The sequence below is a fragment of the Streptomyces sp. NPDC053069 genome (assembly GCF_044546895.1).
Lineage (GTDB): Bacteria > Actinomycetota > Actinomycetes > Streptomycetales > Streptomycetaceae > Streptomyces.
In genome coordinates this window covers 140158-155527 of record NZ_JBITZN010000005.1, presented here as the reverse complement: position 1 = coordinate 155527, position 15370 = coordinate 140158, and the positions used below count along the sequence as shown (strand labels likewise).

At 72.3% G+C, this 15370-nt stretch carries 17 protein-coding genes and 1 pseudogene; 5 read left to right on the top strand and 13 right to left on the bottom strand.

What is annotated here, in order from left to right; all coding sequences use genetic code 11:
- Positions 1 to 124 precede the first annotated feature (124 nt).
- The 3 genes and pseudogenes from ACIGXP_RS13290 to ACIGXP_RS13280 all read right to left on the bottom strand — a co-directional run bounded on the left by ACIGXP_RS13290 (position 125) and on the right by ACIGXP_RS13280 (position 1794).
- Positions 125 to 658, bottom strand: a complete 534-nt coding sequence (locus ACIGXP_RS13290; RefSeq protein WP_399768408.1) for an NADPH-dependent FMN reductase — start codon at positions 656 to 658, stop codon at positions 125 to 127.
- 7 nt (positions 659 to 665) lie between these two features.
- Positions 666 to 967, bottom strand: a pseudogene (locus ACIGXP_RS13285) (hypothetical protein); the annotation flags it as partial.
- 161 nt (positions 968 to 1128) lie between these two features.
- Positions 1129 to 1794: a ScbR family autoregulator-binding transcription factor gene (locus ACIGXP_RS13280; RefSeq protein WP_399767583.1), complete on the bottom strand. Its 666-nt coding sequence runs from the start codon at positions 1792 to 1794 to the stop codon at positions 1129 to 1131.
- Between the two features lie 197 nt (positions 1795 to 1991).
- On the opposite strand from ACIGXP_RS13280, the gene ACIGXP_RS13275 reads away from it, so the two are divergent.
- On the top strand, positions 1992 to 2981 hold the full coding sequence (locus ACIGXP_RS13275; RefSeq protein WP_399767580.1) for a TIGR01777 family oxidoreductase: 990 nt from the start codon (positions 1992 to 1994) through the stop codon (positions 2979 to 2981).
- A gap of 92 nt (positions 2982 to 3073) precedes the next feature.
- Here the strand turns inward: ACIGXP_RS13275 and ACIGXP_RS13270 are convergent, their stop codons facing one another.
- From ACIGXP_RS13270 to ACIGXP_RS13250, 5 genes are all read right to left on the bottom strand, one after another.
- Positions 3074 to 4300 (bottom strand): MFS transporter, encoded by a 1227-nt coding sequence (locus tag ACIGXP_RS13270; protein ID WP_399767577.1) that lies wholly within the window; start codon positions 4298 to 4300, stop codon positions 3074 to 3076.
- 189 nt (positions 4301 to 4489) lie between these two features.
- The gene (locus tag ACIGXP_RS13265; RefSeq protein WP_399767574.1) at positions 4490 to 5107 is read right to left on the bottom strand and encodes a sigma-70 family RNA polymerase sigma factor; all 618 of its coding nucleotides are present in this window, start codon (positions 5105 to 5107) and stop codon (positions 4490 to 4492) included.
- Between the two features lie 242 nt (positions 5108 to 5349).
- Positions 5350 to 6036 (bottom strand): hypothetical protein, encoded by a 687-nt coding sequence (locus tag ACIGXP_RS13260; RefSeq protein ID WP_399767571.1) that lies wholly within the window; start codon positions 6034 to 6036, stop codon positions 5350 to 5352.
- Between the two features lie 175 nt (positions 6037 to 6211).
- Positions 6212 to 6775 (bottom strand): copper chaperone PCu(A)C, encoded by a 564-nt coding sequence (locus tag ACIGXP_RS13255; RefSeq protein WP_399767568.1) that lies wholly within the window; start codon positions 6773 to 6775, stop codon positions 6212 to 6214.
- Entirely contained in the window at positions 6772 to 6897 is a 126-nt protein-coding gene (locus tag ACIGXP_RS13250) for a hypothetical protein (protein ID WP_399767565.1), read from the bottom strand. The genes ACIGXP_RS13255 and ACIGXP_RS13250 overlap by 4 nt, the downstream gene beginning before the upstream one ends.
- 572 nt (positions 6898 to 7469) lie before the next feature.
- Between ACIGXP_RS13250 and ACIGXP_RS13245 the strand changes: the two genes are divergently transcribed.
- Both ACIGXP_RS13245 and ACIGXP_RS13240 read left to right on the top strand, forming a co-directional pair.
- Positions 7470 to 8339 carry a class II glutamine amidotransferase gene (locus ACIGXP_RS13245; protein ID WP_399767562.1) on the top strand — a complete coding sequence of 290 codons (870 nt, stop codon included), beginning with the start codon at positions 7470 to 7472 and terminating at the stop codon, positions 8337 to 8339.
- A 66-nt stretch (positions 8340 to 8405) separates the two neighbouring features.
- The gene (locus tag ACIGXP_RS13240) at positions 8406 to 8639 is read left to right on the top strand and encodes a hypothetical protein (RefSeq protein WP_363218970.1); all 234 of its coding nucleotides are present in this window, start codon (positions 8406 to 8408) and stop codon (positions 8637 to 8639) included.
- A gap of 42 nt (positions 8640 to 8681) precedes the next feature.
- On the opposite strand, the gene ACIGXP_RS13235 is transcribed toward ACIGXP_RS13240, so the two are convergent.
- Positions 8682 to 10388 carry an LCP family protein gene (locus ACIGXP_RS13235; protein WP_399767558.1) on the bottom strand — a complete coding sequence of 569 codons (1707 nt, stop codon included), beginning with the start codon at positions 10386 to 10388 and terminating at the stop codon, positions 8682 to 8684.
- 278 nt (positions 10389 to 10666) lie between these two features.
- Positions 10667 to 11029: an ArsR/SmtB family transcription factor gene (locus ACIGXP_RS13230; RefSeq protein ID WP_399767555.1), complete on the bottom strand. Its 363-nt coding sequence runs from the start codon at positions 11027 to 11029 to the stop codon at positions 10667 to 10669.
- A gap of 370 nt (positions 11030 to 11399) precedes the next feature.
- Here ACIGXP_RS13230 and ACIGXP_RS13225 point away from each other — a divergent pair, with 370 nt between their 5' ends.
- The gene (locus ACIGXP_RS13225) at positions 11400 to 11810 is read left to right on the top strand and encodes a hypothetical protein (protein ID WP_363219515.1); all 411 of its coding nucleotides are present in this window, start codon (positions 11400 to 11402) and stop codon (positions 11808 to 11810) included.
- A gap of 309 nt (positions 11811 to 12119) precedes the next feature.
- Here the strand turns inward: ACIGXP_RS13225 and ACIGXP_RS13220 are convergent, their stop codons facing one another.
- Positions 12120 to 12722 carry a hypothetical protein gene (locus ACIGXP_RS13220; RefSeq protein WP_399767552.1) on the bottom strand — a complete coding sequence of 201 codons (603 nt, stop codon included), beginning with the start codon at positions 12720 to 12722 and terminating at the stop codon, positions 12120 to 12122.
- Between the two features lie 353 nt (positions 12723 to 13075).
- On the opposite strand from ACIGXP_RS13220, the gene ACIGXP_RS13215 reads away from it, so the two are divergent.
- Positions 13076 to 13594 (top strand): pyridoxamine 5'-phosphate oxidase family protein, encoded by a 519-nt coding sequence (locus ACIGXP_RS13215; RefSeq protein ID WP_399767549.1) that lies wholly within the window; start codon positions 13076 to 13078, stop codon positions 13592 to 13594.
- On the opposite strand, the gene ACIGXP_RS13210 is transcribed toward ACIGXP_RS13215, so the two are convergent.
- Together ACIGXP_RS13210 and ACIGXP_RS13205 are read right to left on the bottom strand one after the other, a co-directional pair.
- The gene (locus tag ACIGXP_RS13210) at positions 13591 to 14325 is read right to left on the bottom strand and encodes a TIGR03943 family putative permease subunit (protein ID WP_363219518.1); all 735 of its coding nucleotides are present in this window, start codon (positions 14323 to 14325) and stop codon (positions 13591 to 13593) included. The two genes, ACIGXP_RS13215 and ACIGXP_RS13210, sit on opposite strands and share 4 nt — an antisense overlap.
- Positions 14322 to 15362 carry a permease gene (locus ACIGXP_RS13205; RefSeq protein WP_399767546.1) on the bottom strand — a complete coding sequence of 347 codons (1041 nt, stop codon included), beginning with the start codon at positions 15360 to 15362 and terminating at the stop codon, positions 14322 to 14324. The genes ACIGXP_RS13210 and ACIGXP_RS13205 overlap by 4 nt, the downstream gene beginning before the upstream one ends.
- Between the last annotated feature and the right edge of the window lie 8 nt (positions 15363 to 15370).

Sequence of the window (15370 nt, the reverse complement as noted above, 5' to 3'; positions counted from 1 at the left end):
AGGCATCGGTCGACGACTTCCGGGTCTGCGGCAGGACGCTGACCGCGGCCGAGGTGGCGGCACCGGCCCGGGGCGCGCAGCCCCACCCGCCCGGCGCTCGCGCTCGGCGCGGCGGTACCGACGGTCAGCCCTTCGCCAACAGGCGGATCACCTCGCCGAGTTGGCGGCGTACCGCCGGATCGGCGATGAGTCCGTCCTCGTCGAGCGCGTCCCGGCCGACCGGAATCCGCACACAGGCCGGCTCCACCACCTTCGCGCCCGTGTAGCCCAGCACCCTTCGCAGCGTGGCCTCCGCGCCCTGGCCACGGCCCGGGGCGGCCGCGTTGATCCATGCCGCCGGCTTGTCGCAGATCTCCGTGCCGCCCACGGTCCAGTCGAGCAGATTCTTGAACGACCCCGGCAGAGTGCCCGCGTACTCGGGGGTGCAGATCAGGACTCCGTCCGCACGGTCGAGCGCCGCACGCAGCGCGGCGACCGGAGCCGGCAACGGGTCGGTGTCGTCGTCGGGGTTGAAATGCGGAAGCCGGGCCAGGTCCTCGTAGCTGACCGTGTCGACGCCCACGGACGGCGCCACGGTCTGTGCGGTACGCAGCACGGCCTCACTGGTGGAGCCCTTCCGCAGACTCCCGGACAGCAACAGGATCACCGGCGATGACATCACCCGCTCAACCTACCGCCCTTCGGGTCGCGGGTTCGCGCCAGATGAACACCTCGGTGCTGGTGGCCCGTTCGGAGAACGGGCCCGCTGGTGAGGCCTGGACGAGCAGGCGGCGCAGGAAGCCGGCGGCAGCAGCCCTCGGCCGGCGCGGTGGACCGGCCCCAGGTATCGCCCGACCAGTTCATCGATGTCCCGGTACGGCACAGCGGGGTACGGCAGCCCCTCGACCGTACGGGTCTCCGTCCTCGCGTCCGACAGGTGTACCAGCGCCGCGCCGGGGCGCAGCATGCCGCGTACGGTCCTGGCCACGGCTCGTGGCTTCGGCAAAGTTCGCAGGAGGCAGCCGCACCCTCGAAGAGGGTCTCGTCCCGCTCCCAGTCGTCGTTCATCGGGAGGGGATCCATTCCGTCGAGAAACCGACTCAGCGGTTTGGTCAGGCCCGTCATGTCGAGGGCCACGCGGTGAGGGACTCAGCTGTTGGCGGCGGCCAGAGGCGTTGCCGACTTCTGCCGCGCCTCCGCGATCACCCGGGCACCCCGGTCCGGTGCGGTGTCGAGGCGGACGAGGACGGCCGGCGCGGCGATCGCGGGGAGCAGATGGTCGAAGAGGGCCGACATGCGGTGATCGAGGTCGGCCCAGCCCGCGACCGCCTGGGAGACGAACTGCACGCCGATCCACGCGCCGAGGAACACCTCGGCGGTCTGCTCGGGCACCACGTGCGGAAGCACCTCGCCGCGCTCCTTGGCCTCGGCCAGCACGGCCCCGGTCAGCTCGGCCCAGGCCGGCCAGGCACTGCCGAAGACATCGCGGCCCTGGAGGTCCGCCGAGAGCCGGACGCCCGCGAGCAGCATGGGTTCCTGGGGCAGCCGCTGGGCCAGGGTCATGCCCGTGTCGACCCACTCCTGCAACTTCAGTTCCCGGGTGACGTGGTACTCGGTGGTGATCTGCTCCTGCAGCACGCCCTGGGCGAGGGCCGCCTTGGAGTCGAAGTGGAAGTACAGGGCGCCCTTGGTCACACCGGCGCGGTTGAGGATCTCGGCGATGGTCGCCGCCGCGTATCCGCGCTCGGCGAAGACCGCTGCGGCGGCTTCGAGAACAGCACGTCGGGTCCGGACAGCTCGCTCCTGCTGAGCCATGGACCCTCCTCAAGCTGAAAATTAAACCAAACAGGTCGTACCTTACCGCAGCACATGTCAACGCCGAGGTGCAGCGGGTCAGTTGTCGTGGACTTGGCACATGCGCCTGACATGAGCCTCGAAAGGGCTGGAACCCAGGATTTTTGAACGCGTTCAAATATGCGGCTACGCTGGGCGCAGCGAACCGAGGAGGCTCGATGAAGGTGGTTCTGCCCGGGGGAACCGGACAGGTGGGCACGATTCTCGACCGGGCACTGACGGCAGCCGGGCACGAGGTCACCGTGTTGACCCGGCGACCGACGCGGGAACGACAGGTCGCATGGGACGGGGTCACGCTCGGTCGCTGGGCCGAGGTGGTCGACGGCAGCGATGTCGTGATCAACCTGGCCGGGCGCAGCGTCTCCTGCCGCTACACCGCCGAGAACCTGCGGGCCATGATGGATTCACGGGTGGACTCGGCGCGGGTGGTCGGGGAGGCGATCGCCGCCGCCGCGCGGCCACCGCGGGTGTGGCTGCAGATGAGTACGGCGACGGTCTACGCCCATCGCTTCGACGCGGCGAACGACGAGGCGACAGGGGTGATCGGCGGCTCGGAGGCCGGAGTCCCGGAATACTGGGCGTACAGCGTCGACATCGCCCGGAACTGGGAGCGCGCGCAGTCCGAGGCACCGACACCGGCGACACGAAAGGTGGCGCTGCGCGCGGCGATGGTGATGAGCCCCGACCGGGGTGGCGTCTTCGATGTGCTGCTGGGACTCACCCGGTGGGGGCTGGGCGGACCGGTCGCCGGTGGGGCACAGTACGTCTCCTGGATCCACGACGAGGACTTCGTACGCGCGGTGGAGTTCCTGATCGAGCGGGACGACATCGACGGACCGGTGAACCTCGCCTCCCCCGGCCCACTGCCGCACCGGGAGTTCATGCGGGCGCTGCGCGCGGCGTGGGGCGTCCCCGTGGGGTTGCCGGCCACACGGTGGATGGCGGAGCTGGGGGCGCTCGCACTGCGCACGGACACGGAGTTGCTGTTCAAGAGCCGCAGGGTGGTCCCGGGCCGACTGCGGGAGGCCGGGTTCGACTTCGCGTATCGCCAATGGCGGCCGGCCGCCGAGGACCTCGTACGACGGGCGAGGTCGTCCCGGGCCGGGCACAGGCGGGCAGGGGCGGCGGCGTCCGCACGGCGGAACTGACCCCTCACGGGCGACGGCCTTCGCGCGGCGGCTCTGTCCCGGTCACCCGCATCGGATCCGACCCCGGTCACGGATGACGCAGTGGGCTTCGGTCACGGACCACGGAGTGGGCTCCGGGTCGCCCGGGTGGCTGCCAGCAGCGCCAGCGCGACCACCTGGATCGCGGACACGACCGTGATCAGCAGGGGAATCGAGTAGCCGTACAGGCCGCCGGTCAGCGCGCCGCCCGCCAGGCTCGCCGCGCCGACCACGCCGGCGAAGAGGCCGTACGCGGTCGCGCGCCGTCCGCTCGGCACCAGGTCCGCCACGGTGGCGCGCAGGGTGGACTCCTGGATGCCCAGGGCGGCGCCCCAGACCAACGCCCCGGCCACCGCGACGGCGACGGTGTCCGTGAACGCCAGCAGCGCCACGCCGGCCGTGAGCACGGGCAGGCCGACCAGGACGCGCGGGCCGAACCGGTCGTACAGCCACCCCGTGGCCAGTGCTGCCACGGCGTCCACGAGCATCGCCGCCGCGTACAGCACCGGCACCCACACGGCGGCCATCAGACGGTGCTCGACCAGGTGGTAGGAGAGGAGACCGAAGGTGGCGAAGCCGGTCGTGGTGGCCGCCGTGAACGCGGCGTAGGTCCAGAACGCCCCTGGCAGCCGCCCGCCTTGAGACTGCTCCGGCGGCGTCGCACCGACGGTCGTCCCACGCTCGTACGCCTCCGGGTCCGGCACCCGGGCCCTGAGCCACAGCAGCAGCACCAGAACCGCGACACCGGGCAGTGCCAGCACGCCGAGCGCCGGCCCGTAGTCGCCGCCGGTCAGGGCGAGCATGCCGGCCACGAGCAGGGGGCCGACCAGTGCGCCGATCTGGTCCATGGCCTCGTGCACGGCGAAGCCACGGCCCCGCCCTGTCGCCGCCGTCGCGTGCGACAGCAGGGTGTCCTTGGCCGGAGACCGCACCGCCTTGCCGACGCGCTCCGCGGTCACCAGGGCACAGGCCGCCCACAGGACACCGACGACACCGAGAAGCGGAACGGACGCGACGGTCAGCGCGTACCCGGCGATCGCCAGCCCCCAGAAGCGGCCGGTGCGGTCGGCGAGCGGGCCCGAGACCAGCCGCAGACCCAGCGCGGCGGCCTCCCCCGCGCCCGTCACCACGCCGACCACCAGGGCGGACGCGCCCAGCGAGGCCAGCAAGGGGCCGGTGACCGAACGGGCGCCCTCGTAGACGAAGTCCGCGAGCAGACTGACCGTGCCGAACCACACCACGAACCGCCAGGGCCCCATCACGGGCCGCTCCGGGTCCGGACCTCGGTCTCCCGCTCTCATGGTCTCATCGTGTCGTCCCGCTCACGTCTGCCGGAAGTGGCCCGGTCTGCCGTCGACCGTCACCGGGCGGCCCAGCTGTGCGGCCCTGGTACGCGGCATCAGCGTCCAAGTCCGTCCTCTCGGTGCAGGGCGGCCGAGTGGGGGAGGGCGGCGCCGGCCGTGTGGATGCGGCGCCGCCCTCCGGACGGCTCAGGCCACCAGCGTGGTGGCGGGCCGCTCCGCCGCTTCGAGCAGGGCCGTCAACGTGGCCCGGGCGCGGGCCACTCGGGAGCGGACCGTGCCGATGGGACAGTCGCTGAGCTCGGCGGCTTCCGCGTAGGGCAGGCCGAGCAGCTGGGTGAGGACGAACGCCTCCCGGCGCTCGTCCGGCAGACAGGCCAGCAGGTCCAGCAGGGCGATGCCGTCGTCGAATCCGGGCAGGTCGCGCGGCTGGGCCGACTCGACCGCCAGTTGCCAGTCCGCCACGTCCGACAGCCTGGGCCGCGCGGCGGCGTACCGGTAGCTGTCGATCACCGCGCGGCGTGCGATGGACAGCAGCCAGGCGCGTGCCGAGGAGCGGCCCTCGAAGCGGTGCAGGCTGCTGATCGCGCGCAGGAAGGTGTCCTGAGCGAGGTCGTCGACGGCCTGGGGATCGGTGCAGAGGTGGGCGACGTAGCGCTGGACGTCACGGTGCAGGGCACGGACGAAGTGCTCGACCGCGTCCGCGTCGCCGCCACGGGCGGCCAGCGCCCAGGCGGTTATCGACTCGTCGGCAGATACCGCCGGGTCGCACGCGGTCCGCGATGCGGGCAGGACAGGAGTGATCACCTGGTGTCCTTCTCGGGTCAACTGTGACCGGACCGGGGCGCGGGTGAGCGCGGAGGGTCCGGTGAGTGAGGAGACGGTCCTACGGTGCGCGGCACCACAGCAGGAGGCTGCGGCCGGATCGTCACGGCACGGCGGAGTGCTACGACACGGAAGTGCTACGGCACGGGCGTGCTACGACATGCGCACGGACGTACGACCGTGGCCCGAGGCGCACAGGGGCGGCCCCGGGATACCGGCTGTCTTCAGACGACAGCGGTCCCCACGGGAGGCCCGCGCGAGGTGATCGCGTGGATGAGGAGATCGAGGCTGGGTGCCCGGTCGGAACGGGGCCGGCGCGGACGCCGGTCCGGGCGGTCGCCGGTGACGGGCAGGGCCAGCAGCAGCCTCAGTGGCGCGGCCAGCCGTCCGGCCACGGCCCGCAGGATGCGGAACGCGGCCTTCTCGCCGTACGCCAGCCAGAGCCCGGTGAGGAGCGCGGCCAGCAGGTGGGCGGCAGGCATCCCGAACGACGAGGTGCCGCCGTCCATGGAGTGCCCCATGTGCGGCATGGTTCCCATGGGCATGTGCCCCATGTGACCCATGTCCATGGAGTCCATCGGCACGGACCCCATGTCCATGCCGGTGCCCATGGCCATGCCCGCGTGTCGGGGCGCCGTGGAGGGAGAAGTCCCGGCTGCCGACTGGGCGAGGGAGAAGGCCGAGTGCAGTGCCGTCTGGGCGGCGACCACGAGCGGGACGATCAGCCACGGCCCGCGCTCACGGCCCGTCAGGCACCAGCCCACGACACCGGTGCCGGCGAGTCCCGCGGCCAGCGCCCAGGGGGGAACGTCCCGGCCGGACATGAGGACGTGGCCGAGGGCGGCGAGCACGACACAGACGGCCGCGAACACCGCGGCCCGTACTGTGCGCGAACACCACCCTGCTGTCATGTCGACCCATCCTCGCATCCCGGCTTTCGTCGTCATGCAGAGGTACGGATGCTGCCCCGCCGTCACACTCACCGCACCGGAGGTGACACACGTCATGACTCGGTGCGGGAACCAGCAAGCCGTCGCACACGACCCCCAGGAATGGGGCTCTGCCGGGTCGTCACCTGCGGGGTCGTCAGAGGATGCCGTCGCCCGGGCGGACCACCACCGCGAGCGTCCTGACCGGGCCGCTGCGGGCGAAGTGCAGCGTGAACGGCACGAGGTCGCCCGTGCGCCATCCGGGGCGCGCCCGCAGCGTCACGTCGAGCCCGCGCGGCGCCATGGATACCGTGCCGCCCGCGGGAACGGGCACGGAGTCCACCACGTCCCGGTAGGCGGTCCCGGGGCCGCTCATCCGGTGCCGGCTGAGTCCGGCCTCCCCACCGGTGCCGGGGGACGTCACCGCGAGCAGCCGGTCGTCCGCACCACCGCTGTTGGTGATGACGAAGAAGGCGGCCGTCTCGGTGGTTCCGCCGTAGGGCAGCAGGACGCGTCCCGACGAGACGGCGATCCGGGCCGGCCGGCCCGCCTGGCCGGCCGTCACCCAGGTGGTCAGTCCGGCCAGCGCGGTACTGAAGGCGACCACGGGCGCCAGTGCGGCGAGCAGCGCGTCGGTCAGCCGGCGGCGACTGGGACGCCAAGAGGTGCCGGCCGTGTCGTCGGTCGTGCCGGCCACGTCGCCGGTCGTGCTGGTGGTCATCGGGGGGTCCTTCGGGCGGGCGACGGCTGCCAGGCGCGCAGGCGCGGGCTGTGGCCGACGACCAGCAGGGAGCCGGCCGACGTGGCCGCCGCGGCGGACATCGGGGTGAGCGGGCCGGTCATGGCGGGGGGGAGGGTGACGAGGCTCGACGAGGGCCTCGGTGGCTTCTCGACGCGCTTGACGCAGGCCGCGCAGGTCGTTCGGCCGACGGTCAGGTCGGTCGTCGCCGGGGATGAACATCAGCGCCGGCAGCACGAGGAAACCGCACGGGGCGGGAGGTGGTACGGCCTCGCGCCACACCCCTTCCGCGCCCGAGCCGGATCGCCGGGGCTCGTCCCTCAACTGCCTCTCCTCGTCCTGCTGTTGAGCGGCGACCGGACGGCGCCGCGACGATTCAGAGGTCGGGCCGGAAGGGAGGCAAGTTCCCGGCGCCACATGTGGCTCCTGTCACTGCCCCACAGCGGGCTTCGCGTTCGCTCACCCGACGGTCGGCAGGGCACTCGACTCGGTGCTGCGCGCGGCTGGTTGAGGAGCCTCCCGGATCTCTGTGGGAGTCTGCAGCCCCCCGGCGGGCGGGGGCGGGACCGAGCACCGGCCGGTGCGCCGGGTGCGGGGACGCCCCCCGCGCGGGACCATGGGCGTCCGGGCGCCGCGCGGCGGGTCCCGGCGGAGGACGGGCGACGAGGAGGATGCCGTGTGCCGACTGTTCGGACTGATCAGTTCCCCGCTCCGCACGCACGCCACGTTCTGGCTGCTGGACGCCCCCGACAGTCTCAGCGCGCAGAGTCACCGCGAACCCGACGGCACCGGTCTCGGCTTCTTCGACGCGGACGGCACGCCCGAGGTGCACAAGGCACCGATCGCGGCCTATGAGGACCGAGTCTTCGCCAGGGAGGCACGGGAAGTCGAGTCGGCGACCTTCCTCGCGCACATCCGGTTCGCCTCGACCGGCGGGCTGGACGTACGCAACACACATCCCTTCGAGCAGCGGGGGCGGCTGTTCGCCCACAACGGTGTGATCGAGGGGCTGGACGAACTCGACCGCCACCTGGGCGAGGACCGGGCGCTGGTGCACGGCGACACCGACTCCGAGCGCTTCTTCGCCCTGGTCACGCGGGAGACCGCGAAGCACCGCGGGAACGTGTCCGCCGGTCTGGAGTCGGCCGCACGCTGGGTGGCCCGGAACCTGCCGCTGTTCGCGCTCAACGTCGTCCTCGTCACCGCCCGGGAGCTGTGGGCGCTGCGCTATCCCGCCACCCACGAGCTGTACGTCCTGCGGCGCCCGGCGGGCGGTCACCAGGGCTCACGGCATCTGGACCACAGCGGCCGGGGCGGTCACCTGCGGGTGCGTTCGGCGCATCTGGGAGATCGTCCGTCCGTCGTCGTGGCCAGCGAGCGCCTGGACGAGAGCCCGTACTGGCAGCTCATGGCGCCCGGCGAACTGCTCCACGTCGGCCCCGACCTGCAGGCGGCCTCCCGCATCGCACTCGCCGATCCCCCGGCCCACCCCCTCACCCTGTCCGACCTGCGCCCCGAGGCGGCGGCCTCCCAGCGGCCCGCGTAGCCCGGCAGCCGTCCCAGTGATCCGCCTCACCGGCTCAAAACTTGCGCAACCCGTAAAATTTCCGTCGTGGAGACTACCGAAGTGACGGGTTGGGAGACCGCCGTGCTCGACGGAGGGCCGGCGGACGGGCTGCGGATGAAGGTCTCCGACCGGCCGCGCGTGATCCAGGTGACGTACCCCTGCCCGGTCGAGGCCGCACCCCCCGGCGGCATACGCGCGGACGCGGTGTACCTGTACCGCCGCGACTACGCCGTCACCAGCGAGCCGCTGCGGTACGGCTTCGACGTCGCCAGTCCCTGAACCGGTGGGAGACCTCCGCCGCGCGCAGGTCCTCACCGGCGGTCAGGCGTCCGAGTCGGGCTTTCCGCGCGCCGCCTCGTAGGCCTGGGACGGTGTCATGGAGACCCCGTTGAGCTCGACGGTCTTGTAGGGGCTGACCTTGGCGCAGGTCTTGGCCTGGTCAGCCGTGGAGGCGTGGGCGTTGGAAACGGCGGCGTGGGTGTCCGCGGGCGCCGGCGAGGAGCTGCCGCCCGGGTAACTGCTGCCGCTGGGCCAGTCGCTGCCGATCACCAGGGTCAGGCCCGTGCCGGTGCCCTGCTTCAGGTGCGAGGAGGACAGGCCCAGCGCCTTGGCGGCCGTCTGTGCCTCGCCCTTCTGACCGGTGCCGTAGGTCAGGGTCGTGGTCGTGGCGGGGCTCGGCGCGTTCGCCGTGGACGTCTCGGGGCTGAAGCCCTGGTCGGTCAGCGTGGTCGCGATGTCCGAGGCACGGCCGGTCACCGAGGTGCCGTTCTCGACGGTGACGGCGATCCGCGACGCCGGTACGGCAGGGGCGGTGGGCTTGGTCGTCGCCTGGGCCGCCGCGGACTTCTTGCCCGAACCGGTGGTCAGCGACTGGTCGTCGGCGATGGTGGAGAACAGCGTCCTGGCGCCGGGGCCCACGACGACGCGGTCCTTGTTGTTCGGGTCGGGGGCCGTCTGCATCGTCGTGAAGGTCATCCGGTTCGTCGGCACCTTGTTCACGTCCGACGCGAGTGAGATCAGCTTCTTCACGCTGCCCAGGCCGTCGTCCACGGTCAGCGCCTTCGTCGCCGCGTCCGCCAGGTCGTACACCGCCGTCGGATCGGTGAGCGTGCCGGCGCTCTTGAACTTGCGGATCATCGCGCTGAGGAAGATGTGCTGCGAGATCGTACGGCCGAGGTCGCTGCCGTCGCCGAAGCCGTGCCGGGAGCGGACGAACTCCAGCGCCGCGACGCCCTTCAGGGTGTGGGTGCCCTTGGACAGCTTCAGGTGCGAGTAGGTGTCGTAGACCTTGTCGCTGACACAGACGGAGACACCGCCGACGGCGTCGGACATCTTCACCACGCCGGAGAAGTCCAGCTTGACGAAGTGGTCGATCGGGATGCCGGTGAGCTGGTGGACGGTGGCCACCTGACAGGCGGGGCCGTACTGCAGGGCGCTGTTGATCTGCCCGTAGTAGCCGTTCGTGGACTGGCCGCTCTCGCTGTCCTTGCAGGCCGGGACCTTGGCCATGGTGTCGCGGGGGATGCTCATGACCGTGGCGTTGGAGCGGTCGGCGGAGACATGCACCACCATCTGCACGTCCGCGTTGCTCCCGGTCTGCACCCCGGTCTTCGAGCAGCCGCCGCCGAGCTTGCAGTCGGCCGCGCTGGTACGGCCGTCCGACCCCATCACCAGGATGTTGATCGGGATGCGGCCGAAGGCGTCCGCCTTCTCGGTGCCGCCCTTGCCGTCGAGCGCGACGCTGTGGAGGTTGCCGTTCAGGTGCTCGTAGAACCACCAGCCCGCACCGGCCGTGACCACGATGAGGGTCGACAGGCCTATCGCGAGTATCTTCAGCACCCGCCTGCCCCGGCCCGCCTGACGGGCCCTGCGCCCCCGGCTGCCGCCGTGCGAGCGGGCAGCCGCCCGGGCCGCGGCCCGTCCGCCCGGCGGACGCGGCCCGTCGGGCTCGGCCGCTCGCTGTCCGGGCACCCTCGCGCTACGGCTGCGGGTGGCCTGGCCGGCGGGCCCGTCCCACGGGTCGCTCATCTCCCACTCCCCTGAACGGTCGGGCCGTCAGGCCGGGCCGTGCGGCGTACGGCCAGACCCGCACGGCGAGGTACGGGCGGGCGGAACACGCGGCTCCGCCTTGCTTGCGTGGTTGCGCAATCTAACAAACCCGTGGCCCGAGCAGTGCAGCTCCACACAAGATTGCACAGGTGAGGCATCTCATGGAGCGGGATGCGGACCCGGGAGGGTACGGGAGCGGGAGTCTACGCGCCTTGTATAAGAAAGGACCCCGATGTGAGTGAGAACGGCCGGCGCCGTCAGCCACCGATTCTGCGCAGGCCCTGGGCGGGGAGCCAGGCGTGCCGGGAGCGGGCGGTCAGCTGTCCGACCATCACGCGGACCAGGGTGACGACGTCGGGGTCGTCGATGTAGTAGACCTTCCGTCGGCCCTCGCGGCGGGAGCGGACGAGGCCACCGAGCTTCAGCTTCGCCAGGTGCTGGCTGACCGCGGGCAGCGCGCCGCCCACCCGGTCCGCGAGATGGGTGACATCGCTCTCCCCCTGCGACAGGGCCCACATCAGGTGCAGCCTGGCGGGCGAGGCGAGCAGGCCGAACGCCGCGGCGGCCTCCGCCAGCACCTCGGCGGGCGGGTCCTGGAAGCCAGCGGCGTTCTCCGTCACGGTTCTCTCCCGTCCCGCCCTCGTCACAGTCGACGCACACGCGCCCACCCAGTGTAGGCGTCCGGATTCCGGGGGCGGGCGCCGGCGATCGGTCTTCGTGGCAGTGCCCGACGCATCGCACAGGCGTCTCCTGGGGTGCGGCGATCGGCGGCTCCCTTGCGCTGCTCATCGGCTACCGCATCCCCTTCGGAAACTCCCGCGACTGATCCGGTTCGGGTGCCACAGCACTGCAGAAGCGGCACTTTTCATCCCTACGGGTGAATCAACGGATGGATGTCCGGACTCCTCCCGCTCTGTGCGGTGTGCTGGGCCACGTAGCCCTGACGCCGTCACAGGGCCCGGCCGTACCAGGACAGGGGGAACGGACCGTATGGGTGTCTTCGTTCTGTGCGCGTGGCTGCTGACCGCCGGTCTCGGCGGGTACCTCGCCACGGTGTGGGTCCGGCACGGTGGACTGCGGCAGCGCACGCCCGGTGTGACACGGCTGCCGTTGTGGCTCGTGCTCGGCCATGTGGGCCTCGCCGTGGCCGGACTCGCCGCCTGGACCGCCTACGTGGTGCGAGGGGTGCGGGGTTCGGCCTGGGCCGCCTGCGCGGTCGTGCTGATCGTGGCCGCGTTCGGCTTCATGATGCTGCTGCGCTGGCTGCCCAGTTCCGGACGGCACTCCCGCGGGGCCGCCACGGCCGAGCGGCACTTCCCGCTCACGGCCGTCGTCGCCCACGGTACGACCGCCGGCGCCACCGTACTGCTGGTGCTCCTCGTCGTCCTGGACAAGGTGTGAGCGGTCCAGGACCAGGTGTGAGCGAGCGTAGGTGCGCTTCGCCGGCCGCCCACGGGGCGGGGCTTGCCGGGCTCAAAGTCGCCGGACGGTGGCTGCCGGGCCTGGTGGGGCGGCGGAATCCGTGGTGTGCTGGTAGTGGCGGGAAGGACCGAGAACAGACGCGGGGAAGCGGCTGGGAGCCGTGCACCGCGCAATCCGGATCCGCGAGAAGCGGGTGGCCCTTCCCGCCCTGTCGTACCGCCTTCCCGAACAGCCCAGGGGACATGGAGAACCGGCCGGCGAAGCTCCCGCGGCCCGGTGGTCGGCCGCTCAGCCTCGTCCGCCGCTGAGGTTCCCCCACCGCGGCCCGATCTGCTTCCACTCCTCGTCCCACTCGGCCATGCGCCGCCGGATCAGCCGGCTGCGGACCAGCCATCCCGCGGCCCAGACCGCCGCACCGGCCGACGGGGCGACGAGGGCGCCGGTGAGGGCTGTCTGCAGGTCCGCCGCGGCGCCGGTGACGGGCGCGGAGACCACGTGGCCCGACCGGTTGGTCCACACGGTCACCTGGGATCCGGCGGGGGCGCCGGGCCGGACCTTCGCCTGGTCGGTGTGCACCCTGCCGTGGTCGTCCGTCCAGCGCACGGCGGCCCATACCCGCCCGTCGTCGTAGCCGCTCGCGGAAGTCGGGGTCCTCGCCGCGCCGTCGATGAGCACGGCGGACACGGCGTGCACCTGGGCCTGCCGGGCGGAGAACGCGGAGTCGGCGGTCTGCACCGCCGCCAGACCGGCGACGGCCCCGCCGAGGACGGCGAGCACCCAGGTCACGAGGACGATCCAGGCCTCGACCACGTCGCTGTGCCGCCTGAGCGGATTGCGCCGCCAGCGCCACAGCCGTACCCGGGCGACCGTCGTGGGAGGTGTCCGGTTCATCGTCACCGCCTCCTCTCGCGCACCGGCGGCTTCGCCGCACACTCCGCGGGGTGCCACGACACCATCGTGCACCTCAAACCGGCTGTCGGCGGTGCGAGCGCCGAAGAGGGCATGAAGAGGGGCACAACGACCTCACGCCGGCCCGCGGAGTCGGGACGTCCGGCCCTGCTGCCGAGGACCGAAGGGCACTGTGCGCACGGCAGGAGGCCGGCGGAGGGTTGGTTCAGGAGCGGCATCGTCCCCCGCGGTGCCGCTCCGTCCCCCGCGGTGCCGCTCCGTCTCACTGCGCCATGCCGCGCGCACCGGGGCCGGAGCAGGCGAGGAGACAGTCACGCACCCAGAAGAAGCCGGCCATGACCCGTAACGACGCCCGCGCGCACCGACGCGTCGACCTCGACCCGGTCGAGGCGCTGCGGCTGCTGGGCAGTGTCTCCCTGGGGAGGATCGTCTTCACCCGGCAGGCGCTGCCCACCGTCCGTCCGGTCAGTCACGTCCTGGACGACGGCGACATCGTCATCCGCACCCACGAGGGTGCGGAGCTGACTGCGCAACCGCGGCAGGGCGGCGGCGAGGGCGTGGTGGTCGCCTACGAGGCCGACGCGCTCGACCCGGACACGCACCTGGGCTGGAGCGTGGTGGTCACCGGCTACGCCCGGCTGGTCACGGACCCGGCGGACCTGGCCCGGATCCGCACGCGGCTCGCCCCCTGGTCACCGCAGGAGGGCATGGACCACGCCGTGCGCATCAACCCCTGCCTGATCACGGGCGTACTGCTCACCGACACGGCGGCCACGGCCTCTCGGTACGGGACTGTGGACGCTGAACACCGTCCGGCGTCCCGGCCGCCGGGTTCGTGCCCGTGCGGCGGCTAGGACGGCGTGAGCGGCAGATCGTCGGTGTAGGCGTTCACCGGCTGGGCGATGGGGCGGGTGGCCTTGGCGTCGAGGGCCGCCTGCGCGGTCCTCGTGCCGAGACTGCCGTGGGGGTGCCAGGTGCCGGTCACCGCGAGCCAGGTGTTCGCGGGCGGCGCCTCGGTGCCGTACACGCGGACCTTGACGGTCTGGGAGTCCGCCGCGCAGCACGTGAAGATGATGCGGGTCAGGTAGAAGCCGTCGTCGTCCTCGGCGGGGGTGACGAAGCCCGTCAGCCGGACGATCCGGCTCCCGATGGCACGGCTGCGGTCTTGTTGGACGCGTTTGGTGAAGTCGGTGAGGGTCAGGGGCAGCGGTGAGGTGGCGGGCAGCGCGGCGAACCCCTTCTGCACCGCCACGGGCTTGCTGTTCGAGCGTGCCGCGGTGTACGCGCCCAGGGCGGGCGGCGCGTAGCACAGCAAGCTGATCGCCGGGAGGAACAGCAGCCAGGCGATGCGCGGGGTGCCGGCGTGGTCGTGGCCGTGCTCGTGGCCGTCGTGGCCGGTGTGCCGCGGTTGGTCCCGTACGGCTGCCGCGGCCAGGCCGAGCAGCAGGAGGACGGCGCCGGAGACGATCAGCAGCGGGCGCAGACCGGCCTTGACGTAGCGCAGGTAGATGTCGGTGAAGAGGGCGGTGTGCAGCAGGCCGGTGCCGGTCAGCGTCAGGAGCAGGGTCTGGACGGGGCGTTTCACAGCAGTGCGCCTCCGATCAGGACGCTCGCGGCGACCGCCACGACGGTGGTGGCCGTGGAGAAACGCCAGGCGAAGGCCCGCCCGAAGGTGCCGGCCTGAAGGGCGATCAGCTTCAGGTCGACCATGGGCCCGACCACCATGAACGTGAGCCGCGCGGTCGGCGAGAACCCGGTGAGGGAGGCGGCGACGAACGCGTCGGCCTCCGAGCAGACCGCCAGCAGCACGGCGAGTCCGGCCAGGAAGAGCACCGAGAGCCAGGGTGAGCCGGAGAAGGCGTCGAGGACGGAACGCGGCACGGCGACGTTGAAGGTGGCGGCGGCCATGGCCCCGAGCACGAGGAAGCCGCCGGCGTGCAGGAAGTCGTGCTGGAAGCCGAGCCGGAACTCGTTCCAGCGACTGCGTCCGTGCTCGTGGCCGGTGTGCCGGTGCCGCAGGACCGGCCGCAGCCACTCCTCCTTGCCCAGCCAGAGCCACAGCCAGCCCATCACGGCCGAGGCGGCGAGGGAGGCGAACAGCCGCGCGGCGACCATCGCGGGGTTGCCCGGGAAGGCGACGGCGGTGGCGGTCAGTACGACGGGGTTGACGGCGGGCGCGGAGAGCAGGAAGGCGAAGGCGGCGGCGGGGGTGACTCCCCGTCGGATCAGGCTGTGGGCGACGGGGACGGAGGCGCACTCGCAGCCCGGCAGCACCGCGCCCGCGACACCGGCGACCGGCACGGCGAGGGCGGCTCTCTTCGGCAGGACCTTGGTGAACAGGCCGGCCGGCACGAACGCGTTGATGGCACCGGACAGGGCGGTGCCGAGGAGGAGGAAGGGCAGGGCCTGGACGGTGATGGCCAGGCAGACGGTGCGCCAGGCCTGGACGGCCGGCTGGTTCAGCCACTGGGCGCCGCCGAGGAGGAGCACGGTCGCGGCGCCGGCCGCGATCGCGAGGGCGGCGCCGAGCGGCCACGGCCGGATGCGGCGCAGGGACGGCGAGCCGACGGGGACGACCGCCACGCCGTCGACCACATCAACCAATTCATCCGATTTTTCCATTATCACTC

Excerpts from the sequence above, each read along its gene's own strand:
- ACIGXP_RS13205 (WP_399767546.1), bottom strand. The coding sequence starts at position 15,362 with ATGGAAAAATCGGATGAATTGGTTGATGTGGTCGACGGCGTGGCGGTC.
- ACIGXP_RS13225 (WP_363219515.1), top strand. The coding sequence starts at position 11,400 with ATGGGTGTCTTCGTTCTGTGCGCGTGGCTGCTGACCGCCGGTCTCGGC.
- ACIGXP_RS13255 (WP_399767568.1), bottom strand. The coding sequence starts at position 6,775 with ATGACCACCAGCACGACCGGCGACGTGGCCGGCACGACCGACGACACG.
- ACIGXP_RS13275 (WP_399767580.1), top strand. The coding sequence starts at position 1,992 with ATGAAGGTGGTTCTGCCCGGGGGAACCGGACAGGTGGGCACGATTCTC.
- ACIGXP_RS13250 (WP_399767565.1), bottom strand. The coding sequence starts at position 6,897 with ATGACCGGCCCGCTCACCCCGATGTCCGCCGCGGCGGCCACGTCGGCC.
- ACIGXP_RS13270 (WP_399767577.1), bottom strand. The coding sequence starts at position 4,300 with ATGAGAGCGGGAGACCGAGGTCCGGACCCGGAGCGGCCCGTGATGGGG.
- ACIGXP_RS13235 (WP_399767558.1), bottom strand. The coding sequence starts at position 10,388 with ATGAGCGACCCGTGGGACGGGCCCGCCGGCCAGGCCACCCGCAGCCGT.
- ACIGXP_RS13290 (WP_399768408.1), bottom strand. The coding sequence starts at position 658 with ATGTCATCGCCGGTGATCCTGTTGCTGTCCGGGAGTCTGCGGAAGGGC.
- ACIGXP_RS13260 (WP_399767571.1), bottom strand. The coding sequence starts at position 6,036 with ATGACAGCAGGGTGGTGTTCGCGCACAGTACGGGCCGCGGTGTTCGCG.
- ACIGXP_RS13280 (WP_399767583.1), bottom strand. The coding sequence starts at position 1,794 with ATGGCTCAGCAGGAGCGAGCTGTCCGGACCCGACGTGCTGTTCTCGAA.
- ACIGXP_RS13220 (WP_399767552.1), bottom strand. The coding sequence starts at position 12,722 with ATGAACCGGACACCTCCCACGACGGTCGCCCGGGTACGGCTGTGGCGC.
- ACIGXP_RS13215 (WP_399767549.1), top strand. The coding sequence starts at position 13,076 with ATGACCCGTAACGACGCCCGCGCGCACCGACGCGTCGACCTCGACCCG.